The organism is Streptomyces cynarae (genome assembly GCF_025642135.1).
GTDB lineage: Bacteria > Actinomycetota > Actinomycetes > Streptomycetales > Streptomycetaceae > Streptomyces > Streptomyces cynarae.
Map to the genome: position 1 here is coordinate 6,644,481 of NZ_CP106793.1, position 17,351 is coordinate 6,661,831.

The 17,351-nt window shown below is 68.6% G+C and carries 11 protein-coding genes; 9 read left to right on the top strand and 2 right to left on the bottom strand.

Going from position 1 to position 17,351, the window contains the following annotated elements:
• Positions 1-145: 145 nt before the first annotated feature.
• Positions 146-1,741: a sensor histidine kinase gene (locus N8I84_RS30200; protein ID WP_263232569.1), complete on the top strand. Its 1,596-nt coding sequence runs from the start codon at positions 146-148 to the stop codon at positions 1,739-1,741.
• Here N8I84_RS30200 and N8I84_RS30205 read toward each other — a convergent pair.
• Positions 1,641-2,099 carry a hypothetical protein gene (locus N8I84_RS30205; RefSeq protein WP_263232570.1) on the bottom strand — a complete coding sequence of 153 codons (459 nt, stop codon included), beginning with the start codon at positions 2,097-2,099 and terminating at the stop codon, positions 1,641-1,643. The two genes, N8I84_RS30200 and N8I84_RS30205, sit on opposite strands and share 101 nt — an antisense overlap.
• Positions 2,100-2,444: 345 nt before the next feature.
• Positions 2,445-6,248: a GH92 family glycosyl hydrolase gene (locus N8I84_RS30210; protein ID WP_263232571.1), complete on the bottom strand. Its 3,804-nt coding sequence runs from the start codon at positions 6,246-6,248 to the stop codon at positions 2,445-2,447.
• A gap of 458 nt (positions 6,249-6,706) precedes the next feature.
• On the opposite strand from N8I84_RS30210, the gene ngcE reads away from it, so the two are divergent.
• The 8 genes from ngcE to dxs all read left to right on the top strand — a co-directional run bounded on the left by ngcE (position 6,707) and on the right by dxs (position 17,324).
• Positions 6,707-8,257 (top strand): N-acetylglucosamine/diacetylchitobiose ABC transporter substrate-binding protein, encoded by a 1,551-nt coding sequence (gene ngcE, locus N8I84_RS30215; protein WP_263232572.1) that lies wholly within the window; start codon positions 6,707-6,709, stop codon positions 8,255-8,257.
• A gap of 118 nt (positions 8,258-8,375) precedes the next feature.
• A complete protein-coding gene (locus N8I84_RS30220) occupies positions 8,376-9,302 on the top strand; it encodes a carbohydrate ABC transporter permease (RefSeq protein WP_263232573.1) in 927 nt (308 codons plus the stop codon).
• A gap of 2 nt (positions 9,303-9,304) precedes the next feature.
• Entirely contained in the window at positions 9,305-10,228 is a 924-nt protein-coding gene (locus tag N8I84_RS30225; protein ID WP_263232574.1) for a carbohydrate ABC transporter permease, read from the top strand.
• A gap of 239 nt (positions 10,229-10,467) precedes the next feature.
• Positions 10,468-11,667 (top strand): ROK family transcriptional regulator, encoded by a 1,200-nt coding sequence (locus tag N8I84_RS30230; protein WP_263232575.1) that lies wholly within the window; start codon positions 10,468-10,470, stop codon positions 11,665-11,667.
• Between the two features lie 134 nt (positions 11,668-11,801).
• The gene (locus N8I84_RS30235) at positions 11,802-12,899 is read left to right on the top strand and encodes a sugar ABC transporter substrate-binding protein (protein WP_263234934.1); all 1,098 of its coding nucleotides are present in this window, start codon (positions 11,802-11,804) and stop codon (positions 12,897-12,899) included.
• 179 nt (positions 12,900-13,078) lie between these two features.
• Positions 13,079-13,870: an ATP-binding cassette domain-containing protein gene (locus N8I84_RS30240; RefSeq protein WP_200418385.1), complete on the top strand. Its 792-nt coding sequence runs from the start codon at positions 13,079-13,081 to the stop codon at positions 13,868-13,870.
• Positions 13,867-15,159 (top strand): sugar ABC transporter permease, encoded by a 1,293-nt coding sequence (locus N8I84_RS30245; protein ID WP_263232576.1) that lies wholly within the window; start codon positions 13,867-13,869, stop codon positions 15,157-15,159. Before N8I84_RS30240 ends, N8I84_RS30245 begins: the two co-directional genes overlap by 4 nt.
• A gap of 191 nt (positions 15,160-15,350) precedes the next feature.
• Entirely contained in the window at positions 15,351-17,324 is a 1,974-nt protein-coding gene (gene dxs / locus N8I84_RS30250) for a 1-deoxy-D-xylulose-5-phosphate synthase (RefSeq protein ID WP_263232577.1), read from the top strand.
• Positions 17,325-17,351: the final 27 nt, after the last annotated feature.

Here is a 17,351-nt window from a genome sequence, read left to right on the forward strand (position 1 = left end):
CACAGGGTTTCCTCAGCGGACCGGGACAGGATTGCGACATGTCTGGCACCACTGTTTCCCCCGGCGGCCCGGTCCGTGTGCTGATCGTCGACGACGGGCCCGGACCCGTTGCGCCGCCGTCCGTCGCCGCCGCCGAGGCGCGGAGATGAGGGCCGGGCTGCCGAGGCGGCCGGTGGGGCGATCGCTGCGCGCGCGGCTGCTCCTGTTCACCGGCGCGGTTCTGGTCGTGGTCTGCGCGGCCATGGCACTCACCTCCGTCTACGCCCAGCGCACCTATCTGCTCGGCGACCTCGACCGACGCGTCGGCGACGCCGCGCAGCGCAGCCGCGCCGAGGCGACCCTCCTTCCGGACCGCGATACCGATCTCGCCTTCCTCGGGGAGCGCGGACAGCCCGCCGGTCTGCTCGCCGCCCGGCTCGACGAGCAGGGGAGGATCACCGTGGCCGAGGTCGTCACCCGGGGCGCGGCGCCGCGGCCCCTCAGCGACGCCCAGCGTGCCGCCCTGGACGGCGTCAGGCCCGACGGCTCGATGCACACCCGGACCGTTCCGGGTCTCGGCACCTACCGGGTCACCGTTCTCGACGGCGACGGGGTCCGTGTCCTCACCGGGCTCCCGATGGACGACGTCCGGGACCTGATCGGGGACCTGGTCGTGGTGGAGGTCGTCGTGGCGGCCGTCGGACTCACCGCAGCGGGCGGTGTCTGTGCGGTGGTGATACGGCGCCAGCTGCGCCCGCTCGGCCGGGTCGCCGCCACCGCCGTGGAGGTCTCCCGAGCTCCGCTGGGCCAGGGTGAGGTCACCCGCCTCACCCGCGTGTCCGAACGCGACACCGACCCCGGCACCGAGGCCGGACAGGTCGGCGCCGCGCTGAACCGCATGATCGAGCAGGTCGAGTCCTCGCTCGTCGAACACCGGCGCAGCGAGGAGCGGGCGCGCCGCAGCGAGGAACGCATGCGCCGCTTCCTCGCCGACGCCGGCCACGAACTGCGGACGCCGCTCGCCTCCATCGCCGGCTACGCGGAACTCATGAACCGGGGCATGGGCCCGATCGAGCCGGAACTGGTCTGGCGTCGCGTCACCGCCGAGTCGGCCCGTATGACGCGCCTGGTGGAGGACCTTCTGCTGCTCGCCCGGCTCGACGAGGGCCGTCCCCTGCACTGCGCCGAGGTGGACCTCGCGTCCCTGGTCGCCGAGGCGGTGTGGGAGGCGCGCGCGGCGGGCGGCGACCACGACTGGCAGCTCGCCCTGCATCTCGACAGCCCTGCGTCGGTCGTCGGGGACGAGGAACGGCTGCGCCAGGCGGTGGCGCATCTCCTGGCCAACGCCCGCGACCACACACCGGCCGGCACCACCGTCGCCGCGTCCGTCGAGGCGAGCGGCGAGCGGTGCGTGATCCGTGTACGGGACGACGGGCCCGGCATCCCGCCCGCACTGCTGCCGACGGTGTTCGAACGCTTCACCCGCGCCGACGCCTCCCGCTCCCGCAGGCACGGTACAGCGGGCGGTTCGGGTCTCGGCCTCGCGATCGCCGCGGCGATCACGGCGGCCCACGGCGGCGGCCTCCGGGCGGAGAGCGTTCCGGGCCGTACGGAGTTCACGATCGAACTGCCCGCGGCGGAGCCGTCGTCGGCGGGAAGCCCTAGATCCACCCTGCCGCCTGCGCCACCGCGAACGGCGCAGGCACCAGGGTCGTCATGCCGAGCCACAGGTGCAGCGGTCGGCCCTCCTGCCACGGCATGAGGACGTCCACCACCAGCACCATCCCTAGGATGAAACCACCGCCCAGCACCGCGCCGAGCGTCATACCGACGGTCTGGTCCGGTGACGTGCCGCCGCAGCCGAAGCCGGTGACGCAGTGGAGCAGCGCATACCTGTTCAGCAGCCACCGGACGCACACACCGGGAACGATCGCCAGCATGCCGATCAGGAGGTTCGCCACCGCGGCCGCCCACCAGGAGCCGGCGGTGGCCTTCTCGCGGCCACCGTCCGCACCGGAACCGTGCACAACCCGTCCTTCTCCCCGGTCATCGCGTTCGTACAGGTAGATGACCACGAGAGCACTCGGGTTGCCCCGTGCGCGCCCCGGAGCGGTGAACACCGCCCCCACGAGTGACGGTTGGGGGCCGGCGGGGGATTCCGGGCCTCTGGGCGGACCGGGTGGCCGCTGTGCGTGCCACCCGGTCCGCGAGCCGGCCCGGCCCGGGGGGAGTAGGCCGGACCGGGGTCTGATGGCTTGTGACGACCGGCGAAGCGACAACGTTGTCGAATGGTCTGTACATGACTGTACCTCGGCAGGAGACAACGATGTCAAGCGTCCCCCAAGGGGTTCACTCTTTAAGGGGACACGCCTGCACGTGTTCACCCTCGCCAACGGCTGATCACCGCTGTTCGGCACGAAGGGGCGGGCCCCGGCGGGTCCGCCCCTCCTCCGTGCCGGCGTGCGTCAGGCCAGCAGCTCCACCTCCGCCAGCGTCGACTCCGTCGTGAAGGTCAGGCGGTAGTGCGCGTACGTGCCCGGGTGCGGGACGGAGAACGCCCGCGTCTGCCGGTCCCAGGTGAAGGACTCGCTGGACCGCTGGTCCAGGGTCGTCCACTGCGTGCCGTCCTCGGACGCTTCGAGCGTCCAGCCCGTGGGGGCCTTGGTGTGGTCCGCCGGGGAAGTCAGCGTGTACTGCACCGCCTTGGTGCCTCCCGCGACCGGCAGGTCCACGCTCGTCACGGCCGCCTCCGTCGCCGAGGTGTCGTCGAAGAGCGGACCGTCACCCTTGAGCACGTCCGCCCGCGGCGAGGCCACCTTGTCGTCCCGTGTGATGGACACCGGTGCCGCGTTCTTCCCCGTGCCCCAGGCCGACGGCCGCGGACCCATGTCGAACTCCAGCACACCGCCCCGGGAGAGCAGCGCGTGCGGCAGCGCTGTCGACGTCCACTCCTTGCCGTCGACCCTCAAGCCCTGGACGTAGATGTTCCGCGCATTGTTCCTGGGGGCCTTGACGACCAGGTCCTTGCCGTTCTCCAGGTGCACGGTCGCCTTGGTGAACAGCGGGGATCCGATGGCGTACTCGCCGCTGCCCATCACCAGAGGGTAGAAGCCCAGCGCCGAGAAGACGTACCAGCCGGACTGCTCGCCGTTGTCCTCGTCGCCGTGGTAGCCCTGCCCGATCTCGCTGCCGGTGTAGAGGCGGGAGAGCACCTCGCGGACCTTCGCCTGTGCCTTCCAGGGCTGACCCGCCGCGTCGTACATGTAGGTCACGTGGTGCGCGGGCTGGTTGGAGTGCCCGTACATGCCCATCCGGACGTCACGGGCCTCCGTCATCTCGTGGATGACGCTGCCGTAGGAGCCCACGAACTGAGGTGAGGCCGTCTCCGGTGTCGCGAAGTACTCGTCCAGCTTGTCGGCCAGCTTCGCCCGGCCGCCGTACAGGTTGGCAAGGCCCCGGCTGTCCTGCGGGACCGTGAAGGCGAAGCCCCAGCCGTTGGTCTCCGTGTAGTCGTTGCCCCACACGCGCGGGTCGTACTTCGACGGGTCCAGCCGCCAACCGCCCTGCGCGTCGCGGCCCTGGAAGAAGCCCACCCGCGAGTCGAAGAGGTCGACGTAGTCCCGGGCGCGGTTGAGGAAGTAGGTCGACTCCTCCTTGTAGCGCTGTTCGCCGGTCTTCTTGTACAGCGCCTGGCCCATCCTGGCGATGCCGTAGTCGTTGATGTAACCGTCCATCGCCCACGACAGGCCCTCGCGGGTGGCGGTGCTGGTGTAGCCGAGGAAGGGTGAGGTGGCCATGCCCTTGCGGCCCACGCCGGACGACGGCGGAAGGACCGTCGCGTTCTTCACCGCCGCGTCGTAGGCGGCCTCGGCGTCGAACTTCACGCCCTTCACATAGGCGTCCGCGAACGCCACGTCCGACGAGGTGCCCGTCATCAGGTCCGCGTAGCCGGGGGAGGACCAGCGGGAGGTCCAACCGCCGTCCTTGTACTGCTGCACGAAGCCGTCGACCAGCTCGCCCGCCTGAGCGGGTGTCAGGAAGGAGTATGCGGGCCAGGTCGTCCGGTAGGTGTCCCAGAAGCCGTTGTTGACATACACCTTGCCGTCGACGATCTTCGCCCCGGTGTGCGTGGCCGTGTCCGGGCCCGTCATCGGGGAGAACGGGGACGCGTACCGGTAGGCCGAGTCCACCTTCTCGAAGCCCGAGTTGGGGTAGAGGTACAGCCGGTACATCGACGAGTACAGCGTCGTGAGCTGGTCGGAGCTCGCGCCCTCGACCTCGATGGTGCCGAGCAGCTTGTCCCACGTCCCCTGGGCGCGTGCCCTGACGTCGTCGAACGAGGTGCCGTCCGGGATCTCCTGGCGCAGATTGTCCTTCGCCTGGTCGATGCTGATGAGGGAGGTGGCGAGGCGGAGCGTCACCGTGTGGTCGGCGCCCGGCTTGAAGCGCAGGTAGCCCTTCACGCCCGAGGCGGCCCCGTCCGTCACCGGCGCGTCGAACACGCCGTACACGAACAGGCGCGTCGCGCCCGTCGACAGCCCGGACTTCACGTCCGAGTAGCCGGTCACGACGCCGCCCGCCTTGTCGAGGGTGAGCCCCGCCTGCTCGGTCACATTGTCGAAGATCACGCTCGCGTCGTCGCCCGGGTAGGTGAACCGCAGCACCGCCGCGTGGTCCGTCGGCGTCATCTCCGCCTTGAGGCCGCCCTCGAAGGTCACGCCGTAGTAGTAGGGACGTGCGATCTCGTTCTCGTGCCGGAACGGCAGCGCCCGCGCGGTACGCCCGGTGTCCGGAGTGCCGGACGCGGCCGACGGCATCACCTGGAACGTCTGCCGGTCACCCATCCACGGGCTCGGCTCATGGCTCGCGCTGAACGCCTGGATCGTGGGCAGGTTGTCGGAGTTGTTGGCCCGGGCGTAGTCGTACAACCAGCTCAGCGAGCCGGCGTTGGTCACCGGCGTCCAGAAGTTGAAGCCGTGCGGCAGGGCGGTCGCCGGGAAGTCGTTGCCCCGGGAGAAGGAGCCGCTGGAGTTGGTACCGCGGGTGGTCACCGCGTAGTCGGACAGGTGGGACCTGGGCTTGTCCGGCGGTACCGGCTTCAGCACGAGGTCGTCCAGCCAGCCCCGGAACTTGGCCGGCCCCTTCGGCGAGTCGTACGCCACCAGGACCCGGTCCACGGTCTTGCCGGCCGCCACCGACCCGATCCGCGCGACCACGTTGTTCCACTGGTTGACGTACAGCACCTTGGCCGCGCCCTGTCCCGCGGGACTCAGCGGGAAGCCGTGCTGGTCGAGCGCGCCGAGGTCGCTGAGGTGGGTGCCGTCGGTGAAGGCCAGGTCGACCGAGACGTTGGTGGCGTCGTAGTCCCGGTCGCCGTCCGCCATCGCCGGGAAGATCCGGTACGACAACTGTGTGTCCCGCTCGACGCGTACGTTCACGTCGAAGACCTTGTTGTACGAGTACGCCCGCCCGTCGGACGTGTGCGTGCCCGCATAGCGCAGCGCCCGCCTGCCCGTGAAGCCCGCGCCCGCCTTGGCGGTGGGGGAGCCGAGCGGACCGCGGTCCACCAGCGTGCGCATGTCCTTCGGCGTGGGGTCGGTGCTGCTGCCCGTGGAGAACTGCACATCGGCGAGTTGCAGTATGCCGCCGCTGTGGTTCCTGGTGATGTCCAGCCGGAAGTGCGCGAATTCGGCCGGTTCGGAGAGGTCGTACGACTTGGTCTGGAAGCGCTGGTCGAACGACTCACCGGTGCGGGTGTCCAGCGTCTTCCAGTCCTTGCCGTCGGTGGACCCCTGAAGGGTCCAGTCGGCCGGGTCCCGCTCGGCATGGTCGTTGGCCGAGGTCAGCGCGTAGGTCACCACCTTGACCGGCTCGTCCAGGTCGAACTCGACCCAGCCCGACGGCGCGAACGTCAGCCACTTGGTACTCGACTCGCCGTCGATCAGATTGTCCGCGACCTCCCCGCCGCCCGTGTTCTCGGCGCCGGCCCGGACATCGGTGACCTCATCGGTCACATTGCCCGGAATGCCCGTGGTGTACCCTCCGTCCACGCCGGACGCCCGCTTGGTGCCGTCCGCCGTCGTGTCCACGGTGTTCAGCCACGTGGGCGCCGGATCCCCCGGCTCGAAGGAGGAAGCGAACTCGCGGTCCGCGGCCGCCGCTTCGCCGGGCAGGGCCACCGCCGCGCCCTGGGCCGCCACCAGCAACGCGAAGGCGGCCGTTGCCACGACCGCCGTAGGAGCCCATCTGTGCCGAGATCTGTGCTGCATGCGCGAGCACCCTCCCTGCGCCTGTTGAGACTGGACAACGTTGTCACTTCGCCTGCGCAAGGACCAGTAGGTGGCCAAGTGGTCAGTGATGTCAAGGGCGTTGGCTGTGGCATTCGGGCTCAATGCAATGGGCATCGCGTTCGAGAGCTGTGCGAGCATCCCGCATTTCCAGGAGGTCTCAACTCGGAAACGCACGGCGGCAACCTTGCTTGCGATATTGCTCCGCCGACGGAGAGTGGACTATACCTGTCGGCGTCCGGGCAGCCGTCACCTTGCCGTACAACGGCTGTGGACAGGCACGACCGGGGACAAGCGGGAGGCGGCGGACCGTCTCGAGAACGAACCACCGCGCACCGTCCCCCTGAATCGCTCATGCACGACCCCAGCTTCACCATCACCGCGGTGCCGGGGAGGAGCCGGTGCACCGCCTGAGTCCTGGAGAAGGCGAGGACTTGAGCATGGGATCCACTTCCGGCGAGCACACCACTACCCCCGAAGGCATCGGCACCACCAGCCCCGAAGGCGTCGGCACCACCAGCCCCGAAGGCGTCGGCACCACCAGCCCCGAAGGCGTCGGCACCACCAGCCCCGAAGGCGTCGGGCGCCGCAGCCTGATCAAGCGTTCCGTCGCGCTGGGCCTGGTCTCCGTCCCCACGATGAGCTTCCTGTCCGCCTGCGCCAGCAGCGGAGGCGGCGGCCAGGAGAAGGCCAAGGCGGGCAAGAAGACCAAGCAGAACCCGCTCGGCGTCAACGACACGGCACAGATGGAGTTCGTGCTCTTCGACGGCGGCTTCGGCAAGGAGTACGCCCAGGACGCGGTCAAGATCTACCAGAAGGACTTCCCGAAGGCGAAGGTGAAGTTCTCGGCCACCCAGAAGATCCAGTCCACCCTCCAGCCGCGCTTCAACCAGGGCAACCCGCCGGACCTCATCGACAACTCCGGTGCCGAGCAGATGGACATGGGCGTCCTCGTCAGCCGCAACCAGCTCGCCGACCTCACCCCGCTCCTCGACGCCCCCTCCTACGACGACCCGTCGAAGAAGGTCCGCGACACACTGCGTCCCGGCATCGTGGAGATGGGCCAGTTCGACGGCAACCCCGTGTGGATCATGTACTACGCCTACACGGTCTACGGCGTCTGGTACTCGCAGAAGCTCCTCGACTCGCTCGACGAGAAGTACCCCGAGACCTGGGACGAGATGCTCAAGGTCTGCGAGAAGGCCAAGAAGAAGGGCATCGCGGGCTGGACCTACGCCGGCAAGTACCCGTACTACCTCCCCTTCTCCCTGTACCCGATGATCGGCAAGGTCGGTGGCCGCGAGGTCCTCGACGCCATCGACAACCTGGAGCCGAACGCCTGGAAGCACCCGGCCGTCAAGGCCTGCTTCGAGGCGTACTACGAGCTCTACAAGAAGGGCTACGTCCTCAAGGGCACGCCGGGCCTCGACCACATCCAGTCGCAGACCGCCTGGGCCCAGGGCAAGGCGCTGTTCATCCCGAACGGCTCCTGGGTGGAGAACGAGTCCGCCAACGTCATCCCGGCCGACTTCGACCTCGCCGTCTCCGCGCCCTCCGGCATCGACTCCTCCGACAAGATGCCCTTCGGCACCATCTGGGCCTCCGGCGGCGAGCCCTTCATCGTCCCCGCCAAGGCCCAGAACCCCCAGGGAGGCATGGAGCAGTTGCGCATCATGCTCAGCGAGGCGTCCTCGAAGAACTTCACCACCAAGGTCAAGTCGTTGACGGCGTTCAACGGCGGCACCACGGGCATCAGCCTCACCCCGGGCCTGAAGTCGGGTGTGGCCGCGCTGGAGAAGGCCGGCAGCAACGTCCTGAACCCGCGGCTGCAGGACTGGTACGTGCAGCTGGAGAAGGAGAAGATCGGCGTGTCCGGTCTCGGCGAGATGATGGCGGGCCGCATCACCCCGGCCGAGGCCATCAAGCGGATCCAGGGTTTCGCCGACGAGACCGCCAAGGACACGTCGATCAAGCACTACAAGCACCAGTGAGGGTCCGTCAGGGACAGGTCTGCCCGGGGCGGGCCTGTCAGCGGCAGGTCCGTCAGCGGCAGGTCCGTCAGCGGCAGCGGAGGCGGCCGCCCGTACGGCCGGATCGGGGTCGGTAGCCATGCATCACGGCAAGTACCGGTTCATCGTGGGGTTCCTGACCGTTCCCCTCGGCCTGTACGCGCTCTTCGTCGTCTGGCCGTTCATCCAGTCCATCTACTACTCGTTCACGGACTGGTCCGGCCTGAGCCCCGAGTTCAAGATGGTGGGCTTCGACAACTACACGCGGCTGGTCCACGACGACATCTTCTGGAAGTCGCTGTGGCACAGCCTGCTGTTCGCGCTGGTGCTGCCGCCGGTGACGATCGGTCTCGCGCTGTTCCTCGCCTTCATGATCAATGTGGGCGGCCGGCGGCGGAAGGGCGGGCCGGTGATCTCCGGGGTCCGCGGCTCGTCCTTCTACAAGATCGTCTACTTCTTCCCGCAGGTGCTCTCCATCGCGATCGTCGCCCTGCTGTTCGCTTTCGCGTACAACCCGGACAGCGGCGCCATCAACTCGCTGCTGCGCGGCGTCGGGCTCGGCAGCGTCCAGCCGCTGTGGCTGGGCGATCCGGGCCTCGCCCTGTGGTGTGTGATGGCGGTCCTCGTCTGGTCCACGGTCGGCTTCTTCGTGGTCCTGTTCTCCGCGGGCATGGCCTCCATTCCGGCGGACCTGTACGAGGCGGCGCTCCTGGACGGGGCGAGCCGGGCCACCACCTTCTTCCGGATCACCCTGCCGCTGCTGTGGGACACCGTGCAGTCCGGCTGGGTGTACATGGGCATCCTCGCTCTGGGCGCCGAGTCGTTCGCGGTCGTACAGATCATGACGACCGGGCCGGGCGGGCCGGACTACTCGACCACCGTCATGGTGCTGTACGTCTACCAGAAGGCCTTCCGCGACGGTCAGGCCGCCTACGCAACCACGATCGGTGTCGCCCTGCTCGTCGTGACGCTGCTGTTCGCGGCGGTCGTGATGCGGCTGGGCCGACGCGAGCGGCTGGAGTACTGACCATGGAGACCACCGAGACCCCCGCCCCGATCCCGTCCGAGCCGCACGTCACCGTCGGAAAGGCGGACGCCCCGGTGGACGGGCCGCCCCGGGGGAAGCGGGAAGGCACCGTCCTCAACGTCTTCTCGCACGGCATGCTGATCCTGTGGGCGTTCATGGTCGTCATGCCGCTGCTGTGGGCGGTGATGACCTCCTTCAAGGACGACCGCTCGATCTTCGACTCGCCCTGGTCGCTGCCGGACAAGCTGCACTTCGAGAACTGGGCGCGGGCCTGGACCGACGCCAACATGAGCGACTACTTCCTCAACACCGTCCTGGTGGTGGGCGGTTCGCTCATCGGAACCCTGGTGCTCGGTTCGATGGCGGCGTACGTCCTCGCCCGCTTCGACTTCCCGGGCAACCGGTTCATCTACTACCTGTTCATCGGAGGCATGAGCTTCCCGATCATGCTGGCGCTGGTCCCGCTGTTCTACGTCGTGAACAACATGGGGCTGCTGAACACGATCCACGGGCTGATCCTCGTCTACATCGCCTACTCGCTGCCCTTCACGGTGTTCTTCCTGACCGCGTTCTTCCGCTCGCTGCCCGCCTCGGTGGCCGAGGCCGCGTTCGTGGACGGGGCCTCGCACTCCCGTACGTTCTTCCAGATCATGCTGCCGATGGCCAAGCCGGGCCTGATCAGCGTCGGGATCTTCAACTTCCTGGGCCAGTGGAACCAGTACATGCTCCCGACGGTCCTGAACACCGACCCCGACAAGCGCGTCCTCACCCAGGGCCTGGTCCAGCTGGCGGCCAGCCAGGGGTACAAGGGCGACTGGTCCGGACTCTTCGCCGGCCTGGTGATGGCGATGCTGCCGGTCCTCGCGGCGTACATCGTCTTCCAGAGGCAGGTGGTCCAGGGCCTGACGGCGGGCGCCCTGAAGTAGTGATCGTCTTCCACTGTCCCGGCCTGCCGGCGTCCTCCCCGTGAACCGGGGACGGCGCCGGTGCGTCCGTCCGCCCTCTTTTTGATCTCTGCCGATTTCCGTCAAGGACTTGACTGCGGTAACCCGTTCAGCGGAGCTTGGAGTTCACAACTTGTACGTGACTCGGATTCCACTGGTGTGACCCGGGTCACATGGGCGGCGCCGTGGCCGCCGCGCTGAGGGCAGGAGTGAATGAGTCGATGGAGACTCCGGGATCGCAGTCGTCGCTGCATCGGGCAAATCTGGAGCGTGTCGTCCGTGCGGTGCGCCTGGCCGGGTCGCTGACGCAGGCCGAGATCGCGAGGACGACGGGTCTGTCCGCGGCGACCGTCTCCAATATCGTGCGGGAGCTGAAGGACGGCGGAACCGTCGAGGTCACGCCCACATCGGCGGGTGGCCGCAGGGCCCGCAGCGTCTCCCTCAGCGGTGATGCCGGCATTGTGATCGGCGTCGACTTCGGGCACACCCATTTGCGCGTCGCGATCGGGAATCTGGCCCATCAGGTGCTCGCCGAGGAGTCCGAGCCCCTGGACGTGGACGCCTCCGCCGCGCAGGGCTTCGACCGGGCGGAAGAGCTGGTCAGCAGGCTGATCGAGGCGACCGGAGTGAGCCGGTCCAAGATCGCGGGCGTGGGGCTCGGCGTGCCCGGACCCATCGACGTCGAGTCGGGCACGCTCGGCTCCACCGCCATCCTGCCGGGCTGGACCGGCACCAAACCCGCCGAGGAGCTGCGGGGGCGGCTCGGCGTGCCGGTGCACGTGGACAACGACGCCAACCTCGGCGCGCTCGGCGAGCTGGTCTGGGGCAGCGGCCGAGGGGTCAAGGACCTGGCGTACATCAAGGTGGCGAGCGGTGTCGGCGCCGGACTGGTGATTGACGGCAAGATCTACCGCGGGCCTGGCGGCACAGCAGGAGAAATCGGGCATATTACTCTCGATGAGTCCGGTCCCGTCTGCCGCTGCGGCAACCGGGGCTGCCTGGAGACGTTCGCGTCGGCGCGGTACGTGCTGCCGCTGCTGCAGCCCAGCCACGGCGCCGACCTGACCATGGAAGGCGTGGTGAGGCTGGCGCGGGACGGTGATCCGGGCTGCCGTCGGGTGATCGCCGATGTCGGCCGCCACATCGGCAGCGGAGTCGCCAACCTGTGCAATCTGCTCAACCCGAGCCGCGTGGTCCTGGGCGGTGATCTCGCCGAGGCCGGTGAGCTCGTCCTCGGGCCCATCAGGGAGTCGGTCGGCCGGTACGCGATCCCCAGTGCCGCACGCCAACTCTCGGTGCTGCCGGGGGCGCTCGGCGGCCGCGCGGAAGTCCTCGGCGCGCTCGCTCTCGCACTCAGTGAAATGGGTGATTCAACCCTTTTGGACGGCAGCCTGCCTGCTGCGACGCCTGCCTTCACTTAGATAACGGATGGCACCGTTGCCATCTCGTTAAGGATTTACTTCTTGACGTCGCACGTGTGGCCGAGTTGACTTCCAGCCACCTCGGCCGCAACGACGCGGCCTCGTCAGGGAGGTTTCTAGAAGTGAACACGCGTATGCGTCGTGCGGCCTTCGCCGTTGCTGCTGGTGCCATGGCCGTTTCGCTCGCCGCCTGTGGCAGCGCCAAGGAGTCCGGCAAGAGCTCGTCCCCGTCCTCGAGCGCCAAGAAGGGCGACGCCATCAAGGTGGGTCTGCTTCTCCCCGAGAACCAGACGGCGCGTTACGAGAAGCTCGACCGCCCCTTGATCGAGAAGAAGGTCAAGGAGCTGACGAACGGCAAGGGCGAGGTCGTCTACGCCAACGCCAAGCAGGACGCGACCCTGCAGAACCAGCAGGTCGACACCATGATCACCAACAAGGTCGACGTGCTGATCGTGGACGCGGTGGACTCCGCGGCCATCAAGAACTCCGTGCAGAAGGCCAAGGACGCGGGCATCCCGGTCGTCGCCTACGACCGCCTGGCGCAGGGCCCGATCAGCGGCTACACCTCGTTCGACAACGAGACCGTCGGCAAGACCCAGGGCCAGGCCCTCCTCACGGCCCTCGGCTCCAAGGCGAAGTCCGGCAAGATCGTCATGATGAACGGCTCCGTCACCGACCCGAACGCCGCGCAGTTCAAGAAGGGCGCCCACGAGGTGCTCGACGGCAAGGTGAACATCGGCAAGGAGTACGACACCAAGGACTGGAAGCCGGAGAACGCCAACGCCAACATGGAGGCGGCGATCTCCGCCCTCGGCAAGCAGAACATCGTCGGTGTCTACTCCGCCAACGACGGCATGGCCGGCGGTATCATCACCGCCCTCAAGGCCGCCGGCATCAAGGTCCCGGTCACCGGCCAGGACGCCGAACTCGCCGGTGTGCAGCGCATCGTCACCGGTGAGCAGTACATGAGCGTCTACAAGCCGTACCCGCAGGAGGCCGACGTCGCCGCGGAGATGGCCGTCGCCCTCGCCCAGGGCAAGCCCGTCGACTCGATAGCGAAGGACAAGGTCGACAGCCCGACCACCAAGCAGGTGCCCTCCGTCATCGTCCCGGTCGTCGCCCTGACGAAGGACAACATCAAGGACACCGTCATCAAGGACGGCCTGTGGACCGTCGCGGACATCTGCACCGGTCAGTACAAGTCGGCCTGCGACAAGATCGGCCTGAAGTAACCGGCCTCAAGCCCCTTTCCCGCCACGGGAATTCGTCCTTGAATTCCCGTGAGGGACTGGCGCACTGAAGCTCCTCCGGCGCCCCGCCTTCACCAGCCCCGCAAGCTCGTCGCGGGGCGCCGGACGGAACACCCCCCAAACTTCTGCACAACCTCCCGCCGGGTCAGGCGGCGAAGGAGATGGTTCACGTGTCCGCTACGCCCGTGCTGGCGTTGCGCGGGGTCTCCAAGCGGTTCGGTGCCGTTCAGGCGCTCACCGACGTAGAGCTTGAGGTCCACGCCGGTGAGGTGGTCGCCCTGGTCGGCGACAACGGCGCCGGAAAATCCACGCTGGTCAAGACGATCGCCGGCGTGCACCCCATCGATGAGGGCGTCATCGAGTGGGAAGGCAAGACCGTCCACATCGGCAAGCCGAACGACGCCCAGAACCTGGGTATCGCGACGGTCTACCAGGACCTCGCGCTGTGCGACAACATCGACGTCGTCGGCAACCTCTACCTGGGCCGGGAGATCCGCCGCCGCGGCGTCCTGGACGAGGTGGAGATGGAGCGGCGCTCGCGCGAGCTGCTGGACCAGCTGTCCATCCGCATCCCCAGCGTCCGCATCCCGATCGCCTCGCTCTCCGGCGGTCAGCGCCAGGTCGTGGCCATCGCCCGTTCCATGCTCGGCGAGCCCAAGCTGGTGATCCTCGACGAGCCCACCGCCGCCCTCGGCGTCGAGCAGACCGCGCAGGTCCTCGACCTGGTGGAGCGGCTGCGGGAGCGCGGTCACGCCGTGATCCTCATCAGCCACAACATGGCTGACGTGAAGGCCGTCGCCGACAAGGTGGCGGTGCTGCGTCTGGGGCGCAACAACGGCGTCTTCGAGGTCAAGACGACCTCGCAGGAAGAGATCATCTCCGCCATCACCGGCGCCACGGACAACGCCGTGACCCGTCGTGCGGCGCGCAGCAATGGGGAGATCAAGAAGTGAGCATCGACAAGACCTCCACGCCCCCCGAGGACACCGTCGTGGAGAACCCCGAGGCGGCGGCGAAGGCGGTCACCGCCGTCGACCCCCGTCTGCTGGTGCGCGAGCAGGGCTTCGCGGGCTACGTCACCGAGTTCAAGCGGAAGATGAAGGCCGGTGACCTGGGTGCCATCCCGGTCGTCATCGGTCTGGCGATCATCTGGATCATCTTCCAGAGCCTGAACTCCAACTTCCTCACCGCCGGCAACCTCTCCGACATCTCCGTCGCCATGGTCGGCACGGGCATGATCGCCGTCGGCATCGTCTTCGTGCTGCTGCTCGGCGAGATCGACCTGTCGGTCGGCTCGGTCTCCGGTGTCGCGGGCGCCACCTTCGCCGTGCTGAACATCACCCACGGCATGAGCGAGTGGCTCGCCTTCGTGCTGGCCATCCTCACCGGCACGGTCGCCGGCGCGATCCACGGCTTCGTCTTCGCGAAGATCGGCGTGCCGGCGTTCGCGGTCACCCTGGCCGGTCTGCTGTTCTGGAACGGCTTCATGCTCCAGATCCTCGGCGACAGCGGCACGATCAACCTGAACAGCGACGGCCTCGTCGCCAAGCTGACGACGTACTACTTCTCCGACGTGGCCGCCGCCTACGGGCTCGCGCTCGCGGTGACCGTGCTGTACTTCCTCAGCTCCTACTTCGGCAACAAGCGGCGCGAGGCCGCGGGTGTGCCGTCCCGGCCGCTGAGCGAGACGATCCTGCGCACGGCGCTGCTGGCGGTCCTCTCGTTCGCCGTGGCCGTCGTCTACAACCAGTACAAGGGCCTGCCGCTCGCCGTGGTCATCTTCATCGGTGTGCTGCTCATCACGGACTTCGTGCTGCGCCGCACCGCGTACGGCCGGAAGGTGTTCGCGCTCGGCGGCAGCGTGGAGGCGTCCCGCCGCGCCGGTATCAACGTGGCCACGGTCCGCATCTCGGTCTTCGCCGTCTCCGGCACCTTCGCCGCGATCGGCGGTCTGTTCATCGCGTCGAAGATCGCGTCCGCCAACCAGGGCGCCGGTGGCGGTGACCTGCTGATGAACGCCATCGCCGCCGCGGTGATCGGTGGTACGTCGCTCTTCGGCGGACGTGGCCGCACGTGGAACGCGCTGCTCGGTGTGCTGGTGATCGTCTCGATCCAGTACGGCCTCGCCCTGGAGGGCATCGCCTCGCCGGTGCAGTACATGATCACCGGTGGTGTTCTGCTCGCCACGGTCGTCATCGACGCCGTGACCCGCAAGACCCAGAAGACGGCCGGCCGCGCGTAGCCGCAGCCGAACCTCCAGGTCACTGTGCCCGGCGCCAACGGCGGTGCCGGGCACAGTCCTGTGCCCGGCAACGTGTTTCGGCGGACACGTCGGGGGGATCCGTGGGGCCATCGGTGATCCCTCACAGGCGGAACATTAGACTCGACAGGCCCGGCGAATGCTCGACACAGCTCTACTGCAAGGAGGCACGGGTGCCGCTGCTGACCCGCATCAGGGGACCGCGCGATCTGGACCGGCTCAGCCTGGAGGAGCTGGACCAGCTGGCAGAGGAGATCCGGACCTTCCTCGTCGACGCCGTCTCCAAGACCGGCGGCCACCTCGGTCCGAACCTCGGTGTGGTCGAGCTCACCATCGCCCTGCACCGCGTCTTCGACTCCCCGAAGGACAAGGTGCTGTGGGACACCGGCCACCAGGCCTACGTCCACAAGTTGCTCACCGGCCGTCAGGACTTCTCCAAGCTGCGCAGCAAGGGCGGTCTGTCCGGCTACCCCTCGCGCGCCGAGTCCGACCACGACGTCATCGAGAACTCGCACGCCTCCACCGTCCTCGGCTGGGCCGACGGCCTGGCCAAGGCCAACCAGCTGCTCAAGCGCGACAGCCACGTCGTGGCCGTCATCGGTGACGGCGCCCTCACCGGCGGCATGGCCTGGGAGGCGCTGAACAACATCGCCGACGCCAAGGACCGCCCGCTGGTCATCGTGGTCAACGACAACGAGCGCTCCTACGCGCCCACCATCGGCGGCCTCGCCAACCACCTGGCCACCCTGCGCACCACCGACGGCTACGAGAAGTTCCTGGCCCGCACCAAGGAGGTCCTGGAGCGCACGCCCGTCGTCGGCAAGCCGCTCTACGAGACCCTGCACGGGGCCAAGAAGGGCCTGAAGGACTTCATCGCCCCGCAGGGCATGTTCGAGGACCTGGGCCTGAAGTACGTCGGCCCGATCGACGGGCACGACATCGAGGCCCTGGAGTCCGCACTGGCCCGCGCCAAGCGGTTCGGCGGCCCGGTCATCGTGCACTGCCTCACCGAGAAGGGCCGCGGCTACAAGCCCGCCGAGCAGGACGAGGCCGACCGCTTCCACGGCATCGGCCCCATCCACCCCGACACCGGTCTGCCCATCAAGGCGGCCGCCGCCAGCTGGACCTCCGTCTTCGGCGACGAGATGGTCAGGCTCGGCCGGGAGCGCGACGACATCGTCGCCATCACGGCCGCGATGCTCCAGCCGGTGGGCCTGAAGAAGTTCGCGGACGCCTTCCCGAACCGGATCTACGACGTCGGCATCGCCGAGCAGCACGGCGCGGTCTCCGCGGCCGGCCTCGCCACCGGCGGTCTGCACCCCGTCTTCGCGGTCTACGCGACCTTCCTCAACCGCGCCTTCGACCAGGTGCTCATGGACGTCGCCCTGCACAAGTGCGGTGTGACGTTCGTGCTCGACCGGGCGGGCATCACGGGCGACGACGGCGCCTCCCACAACGGCATGTGGGACATGTCGATGCTCCAGGTGGTCCCGGGCCTGAGGATCGCCGCCCCGCGCGACGCCGAGCAGCTTCGTGCCCAGCTGCGCGAGGCCGTCGACGTGGACGACGCGCCGACCGTGCTGCGCTACTCCAAGGGCGTCGTCGGCCCGGCCGTCCCCGCCGTCGGCAAGGTCGGCGGCATGGACGTGCTGCGCAAGGCAGAGGCCCCCGTGCCGGACGTCCTGCTGGTCTCCGTCGGCGCGCTCGCCCCCATGTGCCTGGAGATCGCCGACCTCCTCGACAAGCAGGGCATCTCCACCACCGTCGTCGACCCGCGCTGGGTCAAGCCCGTCGACGAGGCGCTGGCCCCGCTCGCCGAGCGGCACCGTGTCGTCGTCACCGTCGAGGACAACTCCCGCGCCGGCGGTGTGGGTTCGGCGATCGCCCAGGCGCTGCGCGACGCGGGTGTGGACGTGCCGCTGCGCGACTTCGGCGTCCCGCCGCGCTTCCTCGACCACGCCTCCCGCAAGGAGGTCCTCGCGGAGATCGGCCTGACCGCGCCGGACATCGCCCGCCAGGTCACCGGGCTGGTCTCCAAGCTTGACGGCGGCCTCCCCCACTCTCGGCTTCGCTCGAGCGGGGGGACCCCCACCGACCGTGCGGGCGCCACGCAGGGCGTGGACTCGGTGGAGCCCGCCCGCGACTGAGACGACCCGCCGCACGCGCCCGGGCCG